Origin of the sequence: Paenibacillus sp. FSL H7-0690, assembly GCF_037980415.1 — a bacterium.
In the GTDB taxonomy this organism is placed as follows: domain Bacteria; phylum Bacillota; class Bacilli; order Paenibacillales; family Paenibacillaceae; genus Paenibacillus_AQ; species Paenibacillus_AQ odorifer.
Genome location: NZ_CP150281.1, coordinates 6,790,964 through 6,811,725 on the forward strand (window position 1 = coordinate 6,790,964; position 20,762 = coordinate 6,811,725).

Sequence of the window (20,762 nt, forward strand, 5' to 3'; positions counted from 1 at the left end):
GGGTTATCCAAACGAAATTCTTTATCCTCTGTATTGTCCCTAACCACCTTTTGCACAACGATACAGGAAATCGTAATTAACACCATACAAAGCAAATAATACCCTTTTACGTTTAGCTCCCAAGTGTCGTTGTACACTCCCAAACAGAATAGAAAAAGTCCTGCCCCCAATGCAAAATACGATGCCCCCGTAAAAGCAGCCGTGTTGCGTTTGCGATATCTCTGATTCATCTGATAATTCCTCTCCCACTACAGACTTGAATGATGATATATCCTTCTCCACTATACCGTGGAACATCGGTAAAATTCTACCATGAATCAGGTTGTTTTAGGGAATTCCAGGAATTTTTTTACTATACAAATATAAAATAACGCAAACACCGAAAGGACGGTCTCAGTCCCATACAATATAGGACGAAAACCGCCTCCCGCGATCTCTGCAACATAAATTAGAAAAATGCTACTGCCTTTCCTGATCCACCAATTGCTGCTGTGCGAGACGAATCATTTCGCGGACCATCGATCCACCAATTTTACCGCCGATCTGGCCCACCGATTCTGTGCTCAAATGACCATTTTGACCGCGCTCCAAAGGGACACCCAGTTCTTTTGCAACTTCGTATTTCACATCATCAGGCCGCTCCGGATCTACATCATACCCCTCGCGCCGCATCACTTCCGCTTTAAAAATTTGCATTCCGCGGCTGGCTCCCGGCACTGCATATTTCCTGTTCCTTCTAGACATCCTTATCCCCTCCCAAACCTGTTTTAAATAACATGCCCGGAAAGCGGAACCTCAACCCTTATTGACTTGCCCCGATTATTTCCAAGCAGGGCGCCGTTGCAACGCGGCATTCGTAGCACGCAAGGTTAAAGCCCAAAATAAAAAAGCCACAGCACTAACAGAAGCTCCAAGCCAACATACCCCGTTCCAGCCATAGTGAGAATATATTTGAGTGGAGGCAATCGATCCGGTAGCACTTCCAATGGAGTAAAAAACCATATACCCTGCGGTGAGCCGACTACGTGCCTCCATGCGCAAGGTAAGTATTATACTTTGATTGGTGACATGCACCGCCTGCACTGCCAAATCAAGCAGAACAATACCAATGACCAATGCCAACAGCGACTGCTCCGTAAAACTGATAAACCACCATGAAATCAACAATAGAAGTAAAGCTATGCCTGTCGTTCTCTGTCCATGACCCTGATCCGCTAGCTTTCCCGCCCGTGCAGCAGCTAATGCTCCCACAATTCCCGCCAGACCAAATGCCCCAATTGCAGTATGTGAAAGTGATAACGGCGGAGCACTAAGAGGCAAGACCACAGAAGTCCACAGAATACTGAAAGCAGTAAAAATCAGCAAAGCCAGAATAGCGCGGATACGCAATACTCTCTCTTGTACAAACAACATAAACACTGAGCTAAGCAGCTGAGCGTATGACAGTGTTTTTACCTCACGTTTCACATTTGGCAACACCCTAAATAATGTACACACCATACAAAGCATTAAAGCAGCAGAAAAAAGGTATACGGAACGCCAACCTGCAAGATCTGTAAGTATTCCTGAAATGGATCGCGCAAGAAGTATTCCAATCACAATTCCACTTGTGACCATGCCTACGACTCGCCCGCGTTCGGCAGGGGCAGCCATTGTCGCCGCGAACGCAACAAGCGTCTGCGTTACAACAGCGAGTAGTCCCACTGAAGCCATACCTACGAATAGTACCGTGCTGGAAGAGGCAGTACCCACGATAATCAAAGCCACCACAGATAATAACATCTGGCCGATAATCAGGCGGCGCTGATTCAGTAAATCTCCTAGTGGCACGAGCAGTAACAGCCCTACTGCATAAAAAATCTGCGTGATAGTAATAAGAATACCAATGGTTGAATAATCAATACCAAATTCTTTCGACAAATGATCAAGCAACGGTTGAGCAAAGTAGATGTTTGCAACCGACATCCCGCAGACAACGGCAAACAAAAGTGTCATATACCGAGGCATCGAGGAAGCATGAATAGAATCAGATGGCGTATGCGTCTCTTGTGACGAAAGCTTTTCTTTAGTCCCCTGCATTTTGGACACACCCTTTCTCTGTTAAATTTAAATCGCAAACACATTTCATACTGATCAGTATGTTATTATGCTCAGTAAATTTATCTTACAAAATGGTGTTTGTCAACATAAATATTTGATGCTACCGACTTTGATTTGACAATATAGACGACTAGTTCTAGTATTATAAAATACTGTTCGGTAATAAATTATTGAAATCAAATATAACGAGGGGTGTTAATAATGGCTCGAACCCGCGAATTTGACGAGGAAAAAGTATTAGAATCAGCTATGGAGCTATTTTGGGAGAAGGGATATGAGGCTACCTCATTAAGCGATTTAACTTCCAGAATGGGCATTCAACGCCCCAGTATATACTCAGCTTTTGGAGACAAAAAAGAATTGTTCGAAGCTGCGCTACGTAAATACACGATGTCCCATGCTTCCCGTGTCCGAGCCCAACTTCAAAGCAATCCATCCGTAAAAAAAGTCTTTCGTAGTTTTTTTGAAGATGTGGTGGCGGAGGAGTATGCAGGCAGTGTGAACCGAGGATGTTTTTGCATCAATACAATGGTTGAGCTAGCACCTCATGATGAGAAATTCGAGATTCTTACAAGAGAACACCAAATGTATCTATCGGTCATATTTCAAGAAACTATTGAACGTGGTATACAATCAGGTGAGCTTAAGGGTGGTGTAAATGCGAAGGCCTTGGCACAGGCACTAATCGTATCGCTAATTGGGCTTACTGTACTCTTGAAATCCCGCCCGGAGCGATCCTTTGTTGATAACGCGATAACAATGATACTTACTTCGCTTGATTGATTCAGAGTCTTGATTTAAGTCAATGCCCGCCATAGTACTCCTAATTACAATGAAATAAAAGTCCTTTAGGAGGCTATCTTATGGCTATCTCAGAAAAAGACCTATCGAACCAGCGTAAGTCCGCTTTAACAGCTGGAATATCACTGATCATCATGACCCTCGCTTCATTTTTTTCATATGGCTTTGTCCATGGGACTCTTGTTGTGCAAGGCGATGCCCGTGCCACATTTATTAACATTGTATCTTCCAACAATCTTTTCAAAGGGGAAATCTTGGGCTGGATCATCATTATGATTACTGACATTCTGGTCGCCTGGGCGTTTTATGTGTTTCTAGAACCCATCAACCAAAATCTTTCATTACTTGGCGCATGGCTCCGTCTAACCTATTCCGCTATATTGGCAATCTCTATATTAACTTTGATATTTGTGCTGCTGCTCACGGGAAACACAAATGGCTTTTCCTCATTAACAATCGAACAAACTCAAGCATTTATGATGTTATTTCTGGATGCATTTCAATTCATTTGGTCTATGGGGCTGGTCGTTTTTGGCGGGCATTTGTTAATAGTGGGCTATGTGGCTTTAAAATCCGATGTCATTCCTAAAGTAATCAGCATCTTGCTGCTGCTTGCTTCAATAGGCTATATTATCATTCATCTAAGCAAAATGTTTCTCCCACAATATGAGGCAGTCATTACAACACTTAATTTTATTTTTACTATTCCTATGATTGTAGGAGAACTAGGCTTTGGGATATGGCTACTGCTTAGAGGTGGAAAAATCCCCAAAAGTGTATAACGATTTTGCTATTCATCACCGGAATGAACCCGCTTCTTAATTCTACTTAATGACTCTGGCGTAATCCCCAAATAACTGGCTAATTGATGTTGGGGGACACGGGTAAGTAAATGAGGTCTTTTTTGTAACAAGGCTTTGTAACGTTCTTCAGGATTGGAAGCAATAAAGGAAGTCAACTCATCCTGAACCTCACCCAAGTTTTCCTCTACCATTTTGCGTATCATGGTTTCCAGCTGAGCGTGTTTATGGAGCATATCCTGTTCCGCAATAAGATCACCAACCACCAATATGCTGTCTTCTAGGCAGGTTAAGGTGTACGCTGAGGGTCTACTCTCCTGATGCCGATTAAAAATCGAAACCGCTTGCTCTTCCGTATAAAAATTAGATGTGACTTCTTTGCCCGATTCATCTATCGAGGACTGCCTCACACATCCCTTTAACACAAAAAAACATTTTGAGGGAACGTCTCCTTGTCTAAGGAGTACCGTTCCCTTCTTGTATTCCTCAATAGGAATACCTTCAACAATATCCTGCTGTTCCACTTCGTTAAGAGATGTAAATTTACTCATAAACTTATACAATATGCTTTTCATTTATCTCTCCAATCTCATTGCACAACCTCATATAAAGATACCTCTAACGGCTGAATAAAGTGTGACCACTCACCTGTTGTGTACAGCAGAAGCCGATGCATCGCACGCGTACAGGCTGTATAAAAAAGCTTGCGTTCGCTTTCCCGATCATACGTCTGTGTGGAAGCATCATAAATCAGTACGGCGTCGAATTCAACCCCTTTTGCGAGATAAGCGGGAATTACTAAAATGCCCTTTCTCAAAAGTGAGCGTCTCCTTCGTAATAAGCCGCAGAGCTTCGCATCCTTGTGACTTTAATTCTTCATAGGCCGCACGGCTTTCAGCTGCAGTCTTGGTAATCACGGCAATAGAGTCAAGCCCTTCAGCCATCAACGCCGCGAGATCTTCTTTAATTCTTATTGCCCGCTCTACGTCGCTACTTGCCTTCACTAGGAACGGCTTCTTACCCTCTCTTTCAAAAGGTACGATCTCCTCATTAGGCAGCAACGCCTTCGTAAACTCCACAATCTGACGAGTTGAACGATAACTTCGAATTAGACGGATCAGGCTCGTTTCATCTTCACCATAAAGCCGGATCAAAGGTGAATCCACCTCGTGCAAATTCGTTGCTTGAGGGAAAATTGCTTGGCCGAAATCGCCGAGCACAGTCATGCGCGCGCGGGGAAACAGCTGTTTGAGAAACGCGTATTGGAACGGCGAATAATCCTGGCCTTCATCGATAAACAGATGCCGAACTTCTGTGTTCATACGAGTACCCTCGACAAGTTCTTTTAAATACAGGAATGGAGTGGCATCCTCGCAAAAGAGTTTATCGCGGCTCAGTTTTTCCTTTGTTTGCTTACAAATTTCCTGCCACTGAGCAGGTACCTCAGTCTCGTTCGTCATATGCCGATAACTGGCGTCGGCACTAAACAACTGATCGTATAACCCAATCGTATCTATGAACTTGAACCGTTTGACATCGCGTCTCAGCGGTGTAAAGTGCTCCTTCACAATCATGCGGCGCAGCAGTTCTTCTTCCTGCAGACCAAAGTCAAAAACATTCTCTTCCCCTTGGTCCTGATTAGGAAAATCCCCATAGTTCTCAAGATACTGAGTCGTAAAATCAAAGACGGCTTCCTCCCGCCGATACTTCTTAAGTATCTCACTGTAGGCTTCGGCATACTGATCGGTATCGAGGTAATCGAGTTCATCTTGAACCCAGAATGCCTCCTGTTCCTGACGCTCCAGCGAAGCCAACTGACGCAGTAGCCATTCACGCAATAAAACGATGCGGTTAGCCAAACGGATGGAGCTATCATAGCTGTAAAATTGCGATTTCATCTGCTCCGCAGTAATCAACTCGCGGTCCCGAAAACGGATACTATGAAACAACATCCCTTCCTGCCCTAACCACAACGCATAGTTTTGCAAAGCATGCAGAAAAGCTTCTGAAGCTTTATACTGCATTCCAGTTAGCCGTGCTTCATACTCTGGAGAAGCTTTGGACGTCAGTACATATTCAATCTGCTCGAACGGGTCCTCTAGACGAAGCGTAGATCCAAGCCAATAATCAATATACTCCTGAAAGGTTGTTTGCTGCATATTCTCCTCGCCAAGCTCGGGAAGCACCGTAGATACATAACTGTTAAACATCGGATTAGGCGAAAAAAGAACAATCTGATCCGCCTTGAGCCTATCGCGGTGCTTATATAGCAAATAGGCTACCCGTTGCAGCGCTGCGGATGTTTTTCCGCTGCCCGCCGCCCCCTGCACAATGAGCATACGGCTACTATCGTTGCGGATAATAGCGTTCTGTTCCTTCTGAATAGTCGCCACGATGCTCTTCATTTGTGAATCCGCACCCTTACCAAGCACCTGCTGAAGTAATTCATCACCGATCGTTAAGCTCGTATCGAACACGTTCTGAAGCTGACCCTGACGGATCTGGTATTGCCGCTTCAGCATCATCGTTCCTGAGATTTGTCCTCCCGGTGTATCGTAAGTGGCGGGGCCTGGCGAATGGTCATAATACATACTTGCAATAGGTGTCCGCCAGTCATATACCAGAAAGTTTACACCTTCTGCATCGATGAAAGACGCCACCCCGATATAGATTTGCTCACTGGAGTTCAACCCATCTTCTTGAAAGTCCATTCGTCCAAAATAGGGTGACGGCAGCAGCCGTTTCATGTTTTTATAACGCAGCAGCCGTTGGCGGTGGCTACGTTCCCGTTCAGACAACAACGCTTCTTGCTGTTTTATACTGTAAAAGGTCTCCTCGAAATCCTCATGTGTGCTCGTATTGACCGTAACTTCCTCCCAAAACTGCTTGCGGATGTCCGTCACCTGTTCACGTAATCCTGTCACTTCCGGTTCCAGCTCGCCAATCTTTGATTGCAATTCTTCCGTGACCGAATCTAGCCGTTTCTGTTCTCCCTGCCAATCTTTTTCGTTTAACATTTTTACTAACACGCTCCTTTTCAAGGTTGTTATCAAGAAGCAAAAATACAAATTTGACAAACTGCCAATCCGCGTGGTATTATTAATGTATAAATAAGATGTAATAAATCTGTCTAAAATACGCATATTAACAGTGGTCTTCTCATAATATCACGTTATTTCATTGCGCGCAAATTATATATTAAGAAGAACCGGCAGCTCATGCCGGTTCTTCTTTTTTATTCCTTTCTGCAAAGAGTAGCCGTTCTCCCTAAGTATCCATTTCCCTAGCAAAAGGGTTGCTGCCTTTTGTTTCTGGTCTGCCTAACGGACCGAGGTGACTTTATTTACTGATTTTCAGCCTTTAAAGCAGACTTTCGGACTCCAGTGCAACTATTCTTTATCTTGAGCTTCATTCTAGGCATGTTTTAGGCTAATAGCGACTGTGAGGTCCGTTAGTATTCCAAAAGTGCGATAATGCTGCTATTAGGGTCAACTGTGTCCGATAGCGGCTTCACCCGCGGATGAGCCCAATTAAACAGGGAGACCTAACAGCCATTTGATGACTGTTAGGTCTCCCTTATTCTGTAGCTTATTTGTTTGCCAAGAAAGCATCGATTTGAGTTTGTAGTTCGGTTTGGATTTTATCAATGCCCGCGGATTTCAGTTGCTTGTTCAGATCTTCAAGACCTTTGTCGATATCTTTGATTACGCCGTATTCGAGCGGAATCGCATAACGGAGCATTACGTTACCAACGTTGGCAATTTCCGTTTTCACTTTGCTGTTATCGAATACGAAGGTTTCAAGCGCGTAGTGATAGACATTTGCTTCCCAGCCTTTAGCCAGATCGTTTGCTTCTTGCGGGAATGCTTCATTGTCACGGTTAAGTGGCGAGTTGAAGTTCCAGTTAGAGAAGCCAGTATAGTTCGGATTCTTTTCAAGGGCTTTATATTTGTCATCGCCAACCGCTTCGTAATGTACACCGCTAAGGCCGTACATCATCAGGTCGTGCAGTTCTTTATCATTTTGCATCAGATCGAGGAACATCAAGGAACGTTCCACATTTCTGGAAGTAGCGTGGATCGAAGTACCGTTTTGGGTGGAAATCGCCACTGATTTCTTCTTGCCTTGGTTGATGTCAGCCAATGCTACTTCATAAGGGGAATTCTCTTGGCGCATCAAAGCCATAAGTGCTCCAAGTGTTCCGTTGTTGTGCGTAATCGATGCTGTTTTGCCTGCTTTAAAATCGGCCTGATGATCATTTTTACTGTTTAGAACGTTTTTCGACCATGCATTGTTATCAGCGAGATCTTTGTAATATACGAGTAGATCTTTAAACTCTTGCGTTTCATATACGTTAAATACTTGCCCTTTTTCATCCGTCAATTTGAAAGCAAACGGAAGGTCGAGATCAAACATATTCCATTCGTTTTGTTGCTTCAGCAATACACGGTCCAAATTATGATATTTCCAGTCTCCTGTTTCCGGGGTGAACGGTGTAATTCCTTTTTCGTTTTGTGCTATGGTTTTCAAGTAAGTGGCATACGCTTCTGGGCTGTTGATCTCCGGAAGATTGTATTTCTTACGCAAATCCTCGCGGTACAAAATCAGTTTTTCAACGGATTCCCCTCTGTTTTGCGGAACCATATACAGTTTGCCGTTTACCTTAGCTTGATCCCAGCTCACATCAGACATAGCTGCTAAAGTCTGCGGCATATATTTGGTAAGCAGCTCATCGGTCAATTCCAGGAATCCGCCTTTCAGCGCCTGGTCATTGTAACCAGCCCAGTTTGCCGAATAGATGAGGTCAAAATCCTCATTAGCTGCCAGCTTCAGCGGATATTTTTGTGCCCAGTCCGACCAATCCAGAAACTCGCCCTCTACAGTAGCATTGATTTTTTCTTTCAGCTTTTTATTAATCTCAGCAAAAACGCTATCATAGTCTATCGGTTTAGGGCCAACAAAAATCATTTTCAGCTTCACTTCTTTAGAGGTATCAAGGGTGTCTGAGGTAGTTGCAGGTTCTGAGTTGTTCGTAGTGTCGCTTCCTCCCTCTGACGCATTATTTGTAGCCTGTGCAGACGTATTAGCATTGTTATTGCCACCACCACATGCACTTAGAATCATTACGAAGGTTAAAACGAGCGCTAGCATCATCAATCTATTTCTCTTCAGCATCTCAAGCCTTCCCCCTTGTGTTTAATTATATTGATAAACCGAGTTTCCCCGGGTTCATCCTTTCACAGCACCAATCGTCAAACCTTGGACAAAATACCTCTGCACGAATGGATAAGCCAGCAAAATCGGGCCAGTGGCCACAACTGTCATCGCCATTTTCAAGCTCTCGGTTGGGATCGATGTCGTTACGACTGCCCCTGCACCCATCATCGCTTTGCGCATGCCATCCATATTGCCTAGCATTTTATACAAATAATATTGGAGCGGCATCAAGTTTTCATTCGATACAAACAGCAATGCATTGTACCAGTCATTCCAGTAGGCCAGCGCTAGAAACAATCCAATGGTAGCTAACGCCGGCTTGGACAGCGGCAGGATTAGACGAGCATAGATCTTAAAGTCGCCTGCGCCGTCAATTTTTGCTGATTCTACAATAGCTTCCGGAATGCTGCCCATAAAAGACTTCATAACAATGATATAAAAGACATTGAGCATCATCGGAACCACTAAGGCCATCAGCGTATCCTTCATATGAAGGTAGTTGACCATAAGCAGATACCACGGAACCAAACCGCCGCTGAACAAAGTCGTAAAGAAAAAGAAGAACGAAAATTTATTGCGCCACTTAAAATCTTTTCGGGATAGCGCATAAGCAGTCATCGAAGTCAGAAACAAGCCAAGCACCGTGCCGAGTATAGTAACTCCTATTGTCACTATATAGGCTTGAATCATCTGTTCGGGATACTTAAACAAAATGCTGTAGGCCTCAGTTGAGAAGGCAGTCGGTATAAATTGATAACCATCCGTTAGGATTTTGGATTCTTCCGTAAAGGATGAAGATACGACAAGTATAAAAGGAAAAATACATAAAACTGAGAGAAAAATCAGGGATACATAACCAATACCTGAAAATATTTTACGATCAAGCTGCTTCATATCGTTACCTCCATTATGAAAGACTTAACTCCTGATACGATTAGAACAGAGCGCGGTCTTTGTCGTATTTACGGACAGCATAGTTCACTGACATGATCGTCGCGAAGCCAAGAACGGACTGGAAAACACCAGCTGCAGCTGACATGCCGATATCATTCGAAGTAATCAGTGACCTAAATACGAAAGTGTCGATAACGTCTGTCGAGGAGAACAACAAGCCGTTGTTGCCGATCATGTTATAGAACATCCCGAAATCACCACGGAAAATGTTCCCGACTGCCAGCAGCACCAGAATAATAATCGTTGGATACAAATTCGGAATGGTTACTTTCATAATTCGCTGAAAAATATTAGCCCCATCGATTTCGGCTGCTTCATACATTTCTGTATCTATCCCCGTAATCGCGGCCAAGTACATCACCGTTCCGTATCCGAGACTTTTCCATGCAGAAACTATAACCAGAATATACGGCCAATAGGAAGGTGTATTATAAATATCGACAGGCTGGAGTCCGATACCTCTGAGCAAAGCATTCACGGTGCCAATATCATAATTGAGCAGGTTATAAGCAATCGCTCCGACAACGACCCATGAGATAAAGTAAGGCAGGAACAACGCCGATTGTGTGATTTTGCGGAACCATTTACCACCGACCTCAAACAACATAATCGCTGCAAAAATTTGCAAACTGTTATTGACGACGATAAACGCAATGTTATATAGTGCTGTATTTCGTGTTACCCGCCAAGCATCGCCTGATTCAAAGAAAAAGCGGAAGTTGTCGAGCCCGTTCCAGGCACTTCCAAAAATACCGCCCGCATAATCATAATGCTTGAAGGCAATAATAATGCCCGCCATCGGGACATAGGCAAACAGAAGGAAAAAAGCAACCGCCGGAGCCAGCATCAGCAAGAGAACCCTATAATTCTTTAAATCGCTCCAAAATGTATGCCCTTTCATCTTTGCACCCCTCTCTTCTCTATATCTCTTATTATAAAAGGGCAAAGGCGCTTAGATAATTCAGCGAAACAACTAAACATAATACTAATTCAACGATTCGACAAAAAAAGGTTAGCCGGCAGACCAAAAACACCCGGCAGCGATTCTCCAATAACCGAAAAATCATCGCCGGGTTTTCATTTTCACCGCTTTTTTGTTAGATTTTATTTTTCTTCCGGTACTCACCGGGTGACATGCCCATGTATTGCTTGAACTGTCTGTTGAAATAAATAATATTTTTATATCCGGCTTGTTCTGCAATCTCATAAACTTTCTTAGTCGGATCTTCGAGCAGCTCGCATACCCGTTTCATCCGTAATTCACTTAAAAAATCGCTGAATAAACTGTTGGTTTCAACCTTAAATAAATGACCGAGATAGTTAGGCGTAAAATCGAAATGGGCGGCCACTTCGTTCAGCGTTATTTTTTGATCTAATCTTTCTTTCACATATTCCGTGATTTCATCAATTAACTTCCGCTTTTGTCTTTGCCGTTTCAAATAAAGCAGCTCCGACAACTCAAAAAATCTTCTTCTCAGCCAAGAGAGAATATCATGCACCGTTTCAAACTGAAACAGCACAAAGGGATGATGTGAATCCCAATTCAAAATCTCGTATAGATGCTCGTTCATTTGCTGCAGATCGGCATGAAGCTTGGAGGTAATTCGAATAATGATATCGTAGATGTCGTTTTTCTGGGAGAGCGGACTGTCCCCGGCAAACAGCTGCAGCAAACAATCATCAATGGTGGTAAGGTCGTAATCGAGCATCGCTTTAAGCATCCGGTCCACAATAACCTCTAAATCTGAGGCGATTTTTTCCTTCGGGCTCCATTCCGAGGCATCTTGGATGATTCTATTTTTCCCAACAATCCATTTAATACTTAAAGCAGCCTGAGCCTGCCGATAGGAATCATGCAGCTTACCCAGTTCTGTTGTGTACATCCCTCTTCCAATCGTAATTGAACAGGAAAATTCCTGATAGAATGACCGAATGAGCTCTTCCATCAAAGCGGTAAAATATTGTTCCTGAACCGCAGCAAGGATCACAAAATGATAGTCATAGGTTGTGATGACCATGCCTAAATTTTGATCTTGCGCGAACTTCCGGATAAAATGATTGGCTGTACTGCTCCATAAACTCCGCTCTTCTTCCGTCCAAGTTTGGATTTTCCGTGCCATATCGTCAATCTCGACGATGGCAACCGCCGACGCGCCTTGTAAGTAAGACGTAAGAACGTTGTGAATATGCGTCTCCACCTGCCCCGGGGCAGTCTCATTAAACCAGCGCAGCAGCAGCTCCTGATTCACAAGCGTCAGTGTTTCCGACAAGGAAATATGCTGCTTCCTCTCCTTCTCAATCTTGGCGCAGAGTTCAGTCAGTGTCTTATTTAACTCGTCATCATCAACGGGTTTAAGCAAATAACCGGAGGCATTTAATTGAATGGCCTCTTTGGCATAGTTGAAATCCTGATGTCCGCTAATAAAAAGCAGATGGACCTCAGGGTTAATCTCCTTCGCTTTCCGGGCAAATTCCACGCCCGACATAATCGGCATGCGGATATCGGAGAGAATGATATCAATGCGGTGCTGCTCCATCATTTTTAAAGCGGCAAAACCGCTCGTTGCCGTTCTCACGCTATGCAAAGGCAAATGATCACTGCCCGCCACCCGCCGTCTCAGCCATTCCAAATCGATCACTTCATCATCCACCAACAGAACGTTGATTTCCATCGCCATACTATTTACTCCCCCATAACTTCCCGGATTTCCGCATTATCCACCGGTAAGATAATTTGAACGGTCGTTCCTGCCCCAAAGTAACTGCCGATATGAATGCCGAAATCATGGCCGTATCTCAGCTTGATTCGTTCCTCCACGTTTCTCAGTCCATAGCTGCTCGAATGGAATGAGCTTGAACGCATATTTCGCAGTGTCTCCGCCCGCATACCAATTCCGTTATCGATGACCTTGAGCTCGATGCGTTCGCCCAGCCGTTTTCCGGTAATCCGGATCGCAATCGTCTCCCCAAACCAAGCATGCTTGAATATATTTTCTACAAATGGCTGCAAAATCAGCTTGATGATAGGAACCTGTAAAATATCAGGATCAATATCATAATAAACCTCAAACGCATCGGCATACTTTACCCTCTGAATTTCAAGGTACATCCTTACCTGCTCCAGCTCTTTTTCAAGAGAGATATAGACATGTCCTTCATTCAAGGTGAGGCGATAGAATTTAGAAAGACCTTGTACCATCTGTGTAACCTTCTCAACTTCGCCCAAATTGGCTAAGCTGCCAATGGTCGACAATGTATTGTATAAAAAATGCGGACTGATCTGAGCTTGAAGCACATCCAGTTCTGCTTGCTTTTTCTGAATCCCTTGCTCATAGACGTTCTGGATCAGGTCCTGGATACTAGTCGCCATCTGATTAAAACTATTAGCAATGTAGACAAATTCATCATTCCCGGCAAACCCGATTCTTTTATAAAAATTCCCTTCCTGAAACGACCGGACCAAATATACGATCCGTTTAATTTTTTTGCCTGATATGCGGGCAACGAGGAAGCCGATCACCGCCATGACTAAAAAGCTGATCAAACAAACCGTGGTGATCACCTTCTGCATTCGGCTAGCATCTTTATTCAAATAGGCATGCGGCACCCGTACCTCGATAGCATAGTCAGACAACGGAATATCTTCACTAATGATCAGATAAGCGTCTTGCTTCGCATGTTCATCGACAATACCTTGTTCATAAAGCGTTAATCCACTAACCCGATCCACTAGACGAAGGTCTATACCCTGTTCAATCGGAAAGGTATCGAAATTGCCAAAAAGCTCGTCAATTCTCGCCGTGACGCGAATATAACCAATAATCGATGGGCCTCCCTTAGAAGAAACCAGCTTGCGGAAATACGAAATATTGCTTAGTTCACTGTCGCTGTCCGCCTGAAGCCACAAGCTGTCTTTGTTATTAGCAACAATCGACTTGAACCATTCCTTATCTTCAATAACCTGATCAGAAAGAATATAATAATCGCTTCTACCGATAGGTACAGACATATCATCACCGGGGATTTCAAGCATCGTCTCATTTGCGGTATAGAGCACAAGTCTCAGATTGTTCCCATACAATTGCAGAGGGGCTTTCATATAAGGAACGATATCATCCCTCATTTTGAGCATGTTTTCCAATGCATCTCCCCTAAACTGCAGAGCATTCTGAAAATTCGTATTGAGAAACAGCGAGTTAGTCATTCGTTTGATTTCATCTGTCTGATATTCGATATTGTTCCTCGTCTGCTTCAAAGCTGTCCGGACATTCGTTTCCGCCATTTCCGTTCTGGACTCTACGAGCATCGTATAAGCTATATAACCCACCAATACATCTGTCAGCAATACTAGAATGAGGTACGGTATCATCATCTTATAGGTGAACGGAATATACTTTTTACTGAATAAAAACCTCTCCATACCCATGCTCCCTTGTATCCGAGTTAATGCTAACGTTGTTTTCATCCATTCTACAATGGAATGAAAGCGGTTACTAGATATTGTGTTTGGAAAATGGGCTTTAGAGCAACACCCTGTTTTCCAATATATTTTTCAGACTGATATGAGATTTTGAAGGTCCAAACTTTATAAGGTTGTCTTGGAATTCAGCTAACTCCTCAATCGACGCGGTTTGCACCTTTATGAGGTAATTATATTCTCCGCTAATCCGATATAAATCGGTAACTTCCATAGCATATTTGCAAAAATCCGTAATCTCTTGGCAATGTTCTGTTTTTAATAGAATAAACGTAGTTGTGCCCCGATCCAGATCTCGTAGATTAAAAGCTGTATGATACCCAGAAATGATATTCCTTTCCTCCAGCTTGATCATTCGTTCTTTAACAGAGGGTTGTGACATCGAAACCTCTTTACTGATTTGTGAAATGGACATTCGGGCATTGTACTGAAGTAATTGCATAATCTTTTTATCAATGTCATCCACAAGTTGTTCCATAGCAAGCGCCTCCTAAACCCATTTTATAAAATAAACTTATTTCGCTATAATACCTTAAATTTAATAACCATATTACTACAAAACACTTATCTTATATATATATCTCATATTTTAATACAACTATAATAAGTATATATTAAAGTTGGGAGCGATTATAAATGAGTGTAAAAGGCCTTGCACATGTAGCAATTCAAGCCAAAGACTATAAAGCAACTATTTCATTCTATATTGACGTTTTAGGATTCAAGCTAGGTCATCATTGGAGTCTGCCATCCTTTCAGATCAAAGAAGCCTCCATGCTGATTTCACCTGACCGCAGAACCTGCATTGAGATTTTTGATAATGATGCAGTCATCGCCGCTCAAGGAAAAAAAGCCTTGTCTGATGAAGATATAGCGCACGGAGCGTTATTACATCTTGCCTTCTATGTAGATAATGTAGAGGAGATGTATCAAAAAGCCCTTGCACATGGGGCCAAGGCTTTTATAGCACCGGATTCTCTGTCTCTGGGCGAACCGCCTCTTCTAATTAAAAACGCGATCATTCACAGTCCCAATGGAGAAGTTATCGAATTTCTTGAAGAGGTTGATTTTGATATGTCCAGCAAAGTTCATGTAGAATAAACGCTAGGGAGGGTTATGAATTATAAAACATACCATTCTCAGTAAAAAGTCGCTTTTCCTCTTAATTTTTTTGATATTTCTTATAGGAACCTACTTTTTATTCTTTGGACTTCCGTGGAAGTCTCTGGCTTTAAAAAAGCAATTTGAAGTCTATTTAGAAGATAAATATCAAATCGATTTCCAGCTGGGTAAGATGGACTTTGATTTTATACATCGCACTTATCTTTCTTATGCCCATCCAGCAAATGATCCCACTCTGATTTTTTATGTAGGTCAAGATATTGAAAGCAAGGAAATTCAGGATCTTTATCCATATGAAGTTAATAAACGAAATGCTGGGAGAAAGTAAGAGAATTGAATCCTGCTTCTAGCAGATGAAGAAGGAATGATAGTATTGATCGTGATTCAAGTCATCGCTTGGCTCATCGCCTTCGCAGCCTTGTTATCCATGGTGTCGATTGTGCTGGTGAGCTGGAGGAACGGGATATCGCCGATGCCTACGTCAAAATCTGTACGCTCGGCTGTTGCCGTTGAGGTGAATCGGATTCCGGGATATAGCAGCATTGTGGAGGCGGGATCGGGTTGGGGAACACTTGGCATGGATGTTATTCGCCAATGTCCAGGCAAAAGGCTGACAGGCATTGAAAATTCCAGTATTCCCTTGTGGACATCCCAGCTGCTTGCTAGGTTCGGCACACGTATGCTGCGAGCAGACGAAGGCCAGAATCTGCTCCACGGAAGGCTTCGTTATGTACGTGGGGATATCTATAGCAGCTCTTACGAGCATGCGGATATAGTTCTTTGTTACTTATTTCCCGGAGCGATGAAACGGCTGGGGGACAAGTTCAAGCGTGAGCTACTGCCGGGCGCAGTGGTCATTAGCATTTGTTTTGCCCTTCCATGCATGCAGCCTGTCCGTACCATAACATGCACGGACACACTGCGTACCAAGGTATATGTATACACTTTTTAATTCAGGATTACCCCACTACTTCTCTTCTGATAAGGTGGTAATTCCTGAATTTATTTCAGTTTATCCACTTGAAGTCCCCCCCCTTTCTATTAACCTCTCCATCTTTGCCAAAAACAATGAATTGCATGGATTTTATACTACTACCGAGGTAAGTGACTTGTGTAGGAGAATGAATTTTATCCTAAATATAACTTTTTGGATGTCTTCTCCATCTAATTATACAGAGGGCCCTCAAGGAGGAAAAATCATTTGCTGGAAAACGAACTGGATATCAAAAAAGCGCAGAAAGGCGACCACGAGGCGTTTACCCGTCTTTTCAGGCAACTGGAATCCCAGTTGTACAGATTAGCCAAAACCATTCTGCTAAAAGATGAAGATTGCGCGGATGCTCTTCAGGAAACAACACTGAAGGTGTATAAAGGGTTGGCCAACCTTAAACAGCCTAAGTTTTTTAAAACCTGGGTTATACGCATCCTGATTAATGAATGCAATCAGTTACTTCGTATGCGAGAACGAACTATAGCTGTGGCGGAAATTCCCGAGGAACCGGTCGTTTCCTATGTGCATTTTGAAGATTCAGGCAACGTAGACCTGCAAAGCTTCATTAATCAGTTGGACGAATCCCTGCGGCTTGCTATCGTGCTTTTTTATTATGACGATTTATCCATTAAGCAGATTGCAGATGTGCTCGACATCTCCGAGGGAGCGGTCAGGGCACGACTTCATCGCGCACGGAGATTGTTGTCCAAACAGATACATCCTGTGCGGGAGGAGGGTCTTGCTAATGAATAATAACAATTTAGAAAAGCAGATCAGGGAGCTAGGGAAAGCTAATATACAGGAGCTTCCTCCTTTACTACGATCACGGCAGGATTCGATTTATGCATCGCTGGCCACCATTGTCCAGGATCCTGTAGAAAAGGAAAAGAAAAAGCGGATATATCCAAAAATCACAGCTGCTGTGACTGCGGCGATATTGTTAAGTGTTATGCTAACGGCTATCTATCCGCCTACGTTGGCCAATGCGCTCAAGCAGCTTCCCTTGATAGGCGGTATTTTTGAACGGGCAGATGATATAGGGTTACAAGCGGCCCAGCGTCTGGGACTGACTTCCCGTCTAAACAGTAGTGATACGCATGAAGGGATCACCTTGTCTGCCGAAGAGGCTGTATTTGATGGCAGCCGGTTGGCATTCTCGGTGAAGCGTGAGGGAGAAGAACTGGAAGGTAAGCTAGCCGGAGTAACGATTGGAGCGGATGGTAAGCCTTTTTTAGCGAAAGGTGCAATAACCTCTGCAGAAGTATTGATCGACGGCGCTTCCCTGGAGCAATTTTCAGATGGTCTCTGGAAAGCTATGCCGTTTCTAAGCTGGATAGAAGGTGCGGAAAGCAACACAGCTATTTTTAGACTAGTGGATTCCTCGAATTCCGGAATCTCCAACAAACCTTTTCCTGATCGATTTGTATTGACTGTAACCCTTGGCTTAAACGGTATGGATGAACCGTTTGTTCTCCAAATTCCTGCGCGGAAGGCTACGATTAATAAAATTTCCACACCTGACATACGCGCACAAGTTGGAGGATGGAGTTTGATCCTGAAAAAGCTGGAATATAGTCCATTAACGACACGCCTGTCGCTCATGCTGGAACAGGATACAGACGAAGATCATACAGCATTGAGTTTAGTGGGCTTTGAAGTAAAGGATCAACAAGGACAGGTGCTGAAAGATATTTCACAGAAAGTCCTCTCGACTTCCAATAGGTCACTTAATGTCGATTTGCTTACTGAGCCATTTGAGAAACACCCTAATATGCTCACAATCCGTGGCTATCTTTATGAGTTTGAGAACCCACAAAGTAAGAATGGAGCATTTAAAACAGACAGTTCTGGAAACCCAGTGAAGCATTATATTGACGGTCTAGAGATAAACGTGCTAGTTAAATAAAAATTAAGGAGCTTGATAATATCATGAAAAAAATGACTAAGAAGATGTCTGTAATTTTAAGTGCTGCTGTATGCCTAGGAGCGTTGGGAATGCCAGCTTTAACCCAAGCATCCAGTGCTCAACCCGCTGTTGAAGCTTCCCTGAATACAACAAAAGTGGCCGATTCACACGATCAGCTTACTTTAAAGGGCAGTGCGCAGTTTGATGGTAACTATATTAAGATCGACCTGAGCCGTGAGGGATCGCTATTTTCAGGAATGCTCGCAGGAGTAACTTTAAATGATAAAGGTGAGCCCTATCTTGCAGAAGGTACTATTGTGGGAATTGACGCCAAGCTCACTCAACCAGGAGGCATTGATTTAAAAACACCACGCTGGATCAGTGACGGTGATGCCAACAAGGCGGTTGTTGTATTGCAGACCGGATGGTTAACTGAGCAACAAAAGGCAAACCTGGCTTCCTCTGAATTGAGTATCCATGTGAAGCTTAACGGAATCGATGAACCGTATGTACTTAAATTTTCTCTCAAGCAAGCAGGATTAGTGCGTAACATTCAGCTGCCTGCTATAAAGAAAGACAACCAATTTGAAATCAAAACCACCCGTGTTGCTGCAGGAGAGACTTCTGTGCGTATCGCTTTAGCGGTTAAAGGGGTTGCCACCCAAGCACAGGCTTTAGGATATGACATTTATGATAATCTGGGAAATGAATTAGAATTTATTGCAAGGGATTCTGTTGCAGCAACTCAAAATACGGTTTCTGAAGATTTATTGTTCGAAGCACCTAGCTCAGCGGCAGAATATCTGATTATCAGACCGTATCAAGCCGTATTTGAAAAAGGCAACACCGGGGCTTATAAAGTAGATGCCAAAGGCAATGTAGTTAAAAATTACAACAAGCAATTGGAGATTAAAATCCCTCTGAAGTAACCTTTAGCGCAGCAAATATAAACATATTTACTAGGAAAGGGGATTACCTCTCCGGCCGAAGGCTTGAGGTAATCCCCTTCTTTCAATGGAAAGAATGTTCCGTTTTACTGGTCATTTATAGCTAAAAAGCGGATAGTAGCTGTTGTCCCTTTACCTACAGAACTACTATAATAAATTTCCCCGCCGTACTTTTCTACGATATTAAAGCAAATCATTAATCCTAAGCCTGTTCCATTACTTTTTAATGAATAAAAAGGAGTCCCTAGCGACTTAACCTCAGCTTCCGACATCCCGCTTCCTTCATCGATGATTGTTATCTCAATAAAATTATTGTTCCTATTCGCCATAATAGAGACAGATTTACCAACATCCGAAGCCTCTAAAGCATTTTTTATTATATTAATAAGCAGCTGCTTAAATTCAATTTTATTAATAGAGATCTTGCAGTCTTCTTCTACATAGGTAACAATTTGATTATCAGATAACATTGCATAGGAATGTAGCAATCCTGTGACACTCTCAATAACATCCTTCACATCTACTTTTTCAAGTTTTTGTTCTCCATTTGGCTTTGAAAGGGTTAGAAATTGCGAGATAATCTGTTCTACTGTGTTCAATTCATCAATCATTAATTTAAATTTTCTTTTCATAGGATCATCAAATGAAGGATCCTCATCAAAAAACTGCAAAAAACCTCTAACCACTGTCACTGGATTTCTAATTTCATGCGCAACGGCAGCAGTTAATTGTCCAACCATCTTTAAGCGCTCAGATTGCTGTAATTGTTCATAATAAAGCTGCTGTTTTTTCATCCGTTTAAATGATATTTGAAAAATGAAAAATAATAACACTTGAACCGCTATTATATTAATGAAATTCCCTAGAATATCATAATGTAAATATGTATATAGATCCCCTCTATCAATCAAGAGGATATAGCCAAATGTAATTACCATCAGTATTCCATTTATAATGAAGGAAAAATAGAACAATTTTAAATCAAAAAATAGAATAGAGAGTGCAGGAATAAGACAAATGAGGATATAGGTAGTCCAAGTTTGAGGGTATAAAAAGAATAGCGTATAGAAATACGCAAATCCAAATAGAATGATAATCTTTCTAAAAGTATGTGTCTCATGCTTAGGGTAAATCCATAAACAAACCGTTAGAAACGCCACACATAAAAAATGAATGATATAACCAAAATCAATTCCATCTAACTCTAGAGTAGATAGTATTAATCCAGACATCATAAGAACGATGATCATTAACATTAATATGTAATAGGTTTTTCGATTCACCCGACTGTAGAACTCTCTCATGAATTCACCACTTTTAAATTGATTGTCGAAATAAGAATTATATCAGCTGAAATAGTAATAAACAATAACTGAAAAAACCAGTAAACTCAATACCCCATTTAATTTCTGAAACTAGTAATTATTGCTATAATTATTGTATTCAC

Annotated in this window: 17 protein-coding genes and 2 pseudogenes; 7 read left to right on the forward strand and 12 right to left on the reverse strand. The window is 42.5% G+C overall.

The window, feature by feature from the left end; translation table 11 throughout:
- Window positions 1-17: 17 nt before the first annotated feature.
- The 3 genes and pseudogenes from MHI32_RS29905 to MHI32_RS29915 all read right to left on the reverse strand — a co-directional run.
- A pseudogene (locus MHI32_RS29905) lies at window positions 18-230 on the reverse strand (YiaA/YiaB family inner membrane protein); the annotation flags it as partial.
- Window positions 231-459: 229 nt separating this feature from the next.
- Window positions 460-744, reverse strand: a complete 285-nt coding sequence (locus MHI32_RS29910) for an alpha/beta-type small acid-soluble spore protein (protein ID WP_076179251.1) — start codon at window positions 742-744, stop codon at window positions 460-462.
- Between the two features lie 75 nt (window positions 745-819).
- Window positions 820-2,007 (reverse strand): MFS transporter, encoded by a 1,188-nt coding sequence (locus MHI32_RS29915; protein ID WP_076124378.1) that lies wholly within the window; start codon window positions 2,005-2,007, stop codon window positions 820-822.
- Between the two features lie 294 nt (window positions 2,008-2,301).
- Between MHI32_RS29915 and MHI32_RS29920 the strand changes: the two genes are divergently transcribed.
- Both MHI32_RS29920 and MHI32_RS29925 read left to right on the forward strand, forming a co-directional pair.
- Window positions 2,302-2,883 carry a TetR/AcrR family transcriptional regulator gene (locus MHI32_RS29920; protein WP_076191566.1) on the forward strand — a complete coding sequence of 194 codons (582 nt, stop codon included), beginning with the start codon at window positions 2,302-2,304 and terminating at the stop codon, window positions 2,881-2,883.
- Window positions 2,884-2,963: 80 nt separating this feature from the next.
- Window positions 2,964-3,683: a DUF4386 domain-containing protein gene (locus MHI32_RS29925; protein WP_076179253.1), complete on the forward strand. Its 720-nt coding sequence runs from the start codon at window positions 2,964-2,966 to the stop codon at window positions 3,681-3,683.
- Window positions 3,684-3,691: 8 nt separating this feature from the next.
- Here MHI32_RS29925 and MHI32_RS29930 read toward each other — a convergent pair whose 3' ends face one another.
- The 8 genes and pseudogenes from MHI32_RS29930 to MHI32_RS29965 all read right to left on the reverse strand — a co-directional run bounded on the left by MHI32_RS29930 (window position 3,692) and on the right by MHI32_RS29965 (window position 14,827).
- The gene (locus tag MHI32_RS29930) at window positions 3,692-4,276 is read right to left on the reverse strand and encodes a Crp/Fnr family transcriptional regulator (RefSeq protein ID WP_076179254.1); all 585 of its coding nucleotides are present in this window, start codon (window positions 4,274-4,276) and stop codon (window positions 3,692-3,694) included.
- A gap of 14 nt (window positions 4,277-4,290) precedes the next feature.
- A pseudogene (gene helD / locus MHI32_RS29935) lies at window positions 4,291-6,718 on the reverse strand (RNA polymerase recycling motor HelD).
- A gap of 571 nt (window positions 6,719-7,289) precedes the next feature.
- Window positions 7,290-8,876, reverse strand: coding sequence for an ABC transporter substrate-binding protein (locus MHI32_RS29940; RefSeq protein WP_076124223.1), 1,587 nt, complete (start codon window positions 8,874-8,876; stop codon window positions 7,290-7,292).
- 54 nt (window positions 8,877-8,930) lie between these two features.
- A complete protein-coding gene (locus tag MHI32_RS29945; protein WP_076124225.1) occupies window positions 8,931-9,812 on the reverse strand; it encodes a carbohydrate ABC transporter permease in 882 nt (293 codons plus the stop codon).
- A 40-nt stretch (window positions 9,813-9,852) separates the two neighbouring features.
- Window positions 9,853-10,773, reverse strand: coding sequence for an ABC transporter permease subunit (locus MHI32_RS29950; RefSeq protein ID WP_036682339.1), 921 nt, complete (start codon window positions 10,771-10,773; stop codon window positions 9,853-9,855).
- Window positions 10,774-10,969: 196 nt separating this feature from the next.
- The gene (locus MHI32_RS29955; RefSeq protein ID WP_339245499.1) at window positions 10,970-12,550 is read right to left on the reverse strand and encodes a response regulator; all 1,581 of its coding nucleotides are present in this window, start codon (window positions 12,548-12,550) and stop codon (window positions 10,970-10,972) included.
- Window positions 12,551-12,555: 5 nt separating this feature from the next.
- Window positions 12,556-14,292, reverse strand: coding sequence for a histidine kinase (locus tag MHI32_RS29960; protein ID WP_076191558.1), 1,737 nt, complete (start codon window positions 14,290-14,292; stop codon window positions 12,556-12,558).
- A 100-nt stretch (window positions 14,293-14,392) separates the two neighbouring features.
- Window positions 14,393-14,827 (reverse strand): Lrp/AsnC family transcriptional regulator, encoded by a 435-nt coding sequence (locus MHI32_RS29965; RefSeq protein ID WP_076191556.1) that lies wholly within the window; start codon window positions 14,825-14,827, stop codon window positions 14,393-14,395.
- A 158-nt stretch (window positions 14,828-14,985) separates the two neighbouring features.
- On the opposite strand from MHI32_RS29965, the gene MHI32_RS29970 reads away from it, so the two are divergent.
- The 5 genes from MHI32_RS29970 to MHI32_RS29990 all read left to right on the forward strand — a co-directional run bounded on the left by MHI32_RS29970 (window position 14,986) and on the right by MHI32_RS29990 (window position 19,297).
- Window positions 14,986-15,450 (forward strand): VOC family protein, encoded by a 465-nt coding sequence (locus MHI32_RS29970; protein WP_036682343.1) that lies wholly within the window; start codon window positions 14,986-14,988, stop codon window positions 15,448-15,450.
- Between the two features lie 385 nt (window positions 15,451-15,835).
- Window positions 15,836-16,423 (forward strand): class I SAM-dependent methyltransferase, encoded by a 588-nt coding sequence (locus MHI32_RS29975; protein WP_339245506.1) that lies wholly within the window; start codon window positions 15,836-15,838, stop codon window positions 16,421-16,423.
- A 249-nt stretch (window positions 16,424-16,672) separates the two neighbouring features.
- Window positions 16,673-17,215, forward strand: coding sequence for a sigma-70 family RNA polymerase sigma factor (locus MHI32_RS29980; protein WP_232061486.1), 543 nt, complete (start codon window positions 16,673-16,675; stop codon window positions 17,213-17,215).
- On the forward strand, window positions 17,208-18,368 hold the full coding sequence (locus MHI32_RS29985) for a DUF4179 domain-containing protein (protein ID WP_076303522.1): 1,161 nt from the start codon (window positions 17,208-17,210) through the stop codon (window positions 18,366-18,368). The genes MHI32_RS29980 and MHI32_RS29985 overlap by 8 nt, the downstream gene beginning before the upstream one ends.
- Window positions 18,369-18,391: 23 nt before the next feature.
- A complete protein-coding gene (locus tag MHI32_RS29990; RefSeq protein ID WP_076124237.1) occupies window positions 18,392-19,297 on the forward strand; it encodes a DUF5643 domain-containing protein in 906 nt (301 codons plus the stop codon).
- Between the two features lie 104 nt (window positions 19,298-19,401).
- Here MHI32_RS29990 and MHI32_RS29995 read toward each other — a convergent pair whose 3' ends face one another.
- Window positions 19,402-20,619 carry a HAMP domain-containing sensor histidine kinase gene (locus MHI32_RS29995; RefSeq protein ID WP_076181793.1) on the reverse strand — a complete coding sequence of 406 codons (1,218 nt, stop codon included), beginning with the start codon at window positions 20,617-20,619 and terminating at the stop codon, window positions 19,402-19,404.
- Window positions 20,620-20,762: the final 143 nt, after the last annotated feature.